Origin of the sequence: Massilia sp. X63, from assembly GCF_041023745.1 — a bacterium.
In the GTDB taxonomy this organism is placed as follows: Bacteria; Pseudomonadota; Gammaproteobacteria; order Burkholderiales; family Burkholderiaceae_D; genus Telluria.
This window is the reverse complement of record NZ_JBFTEF010000040.1, coordinates 1-1,392: the sequence shown is the minus strand read 5'-3', so window position 1 is coordinate 1,392 and position 1,392 is coordinate 1. Positions and strand designations below refer to the sequence as shown.

The following is a 1,392-nucleotide window of genomic DNA, read 5'->3' as shown; positions in this document are numbered from 1 at the left end:
TCTATAGCCTACCAAGGTTATAGGGACAAGCCGTACGGGCAATTAGTACTGGTTAGCTTAATGCATTACTGCACTTCCACACCCAGCCTATCAACGTCCTGGTCTCGAACGACCCTTCAAGGAGCTCAAGGCTCCGGGAAATCTCATCTCAAGGCAAGTTTCCCGCTTAGATGCTTTCAGCGGTTATCTCTTCCGAACTTAGCTACCCGGCAATGCCACTGGCGTGACAACCGGTACACCAGAGGTTCGTCCACTCCGGTCCTCTCGTACTAGGAGCAGCCCCCTTCAAATTTCCAACGCCCACGGCAGATAGGGACCAAACTGTCTCACGACGTTTTAAACCCAGCTCACGTACCACTTTAAATGGCGAACAGCCATACCCTTGGGACCGGCTACAGCCCCAGGATGTGATGAGCCGACATCGAGGTGCCAAACTCCCCCGTCGATATGAACTCTTGGGAGGAATCAGCCTGTTATCCCCAGAGTACCTTTTATCCGTTGAGCGATGGCCCTTCCATACAGAACCACCGGATCACTATGTCCTACTTTCGTACCTGCTCGACTTGTCGGTCTCGCAGTTAAGCACGCTTATGCCATTGCACTATTAGCACGATGTCCGACCGTACCTAGCGTACCTTCGAACTCCTCCGTTACACTTTAGGAGGAGACCGCCCCAGTCAAACTGCCTACCATGCACTGTCCCCGATCCGGATAACGGACCAAGGTTAGAACCTCAAACGAACCAGGGTGGTATTTCAAGGATGGCTCCACGAGAACTGGCGTCCCCGCTTCAAAGCCTCCCACCTATCCTACACAGATTGGTTCAAAGTCCAATGCAAAGCTACAGTAAAGGTTCATGGGGTCTTTCCGTCTAGCCGCGGGTAGATTGCATCATCACAAACATTTCAACTTCGCTGAGTCTCGGGAGGAGACAGTGTGGCCATCGTTACGCCATTCGTGCAGGTCGGAACTTACCCGACAAGGAATTTCGCTACCTTAGGACCGTTATAGTTACGGCCGCCGTTTACTGGGACTTCAATCAAGAGCTTGCACCCCATCATTTAATCTTCCAGCACCGGGCAGGCGTCACACCCTATACGTCCACTTTCGTGTTTGCAGAGTGCTGTGTTTTTATTAAACAGTCGCAGCCACCAGTTTATTGCAACCCTTTCACCCTTCTGCAGTAAAGCAGTCAAGCTACCGGGGCGTACCTTATCCCGAAGTTACGGTACCAATTTGCCGAGTTCCTTCTCCCGAGTTCTCTCAAGCGCCTTAGAATACTCATCTCGCCCACCTGTGTCGGTTTGCGGTACGGTCTCGTATGACTGAAGCTTAGAGGCTTTTCTTGGAACCACTTCCGATTGCTTCGCAGCACAAGGCCGCTCGTCCCAC

Annotated in this window: 1 rRNA gene; it reads right to left on the bottom strand. The window is 52.2% G+C overall.

From position 1 onward, the window contains the following. Positions 1–21 precede the first annotated feature (21 nt). A 23S ribosomal RNA gene (locus AB3347_RS25830) occupies positions 22–1,392 on the bottom strand; the annotation flags it as partial.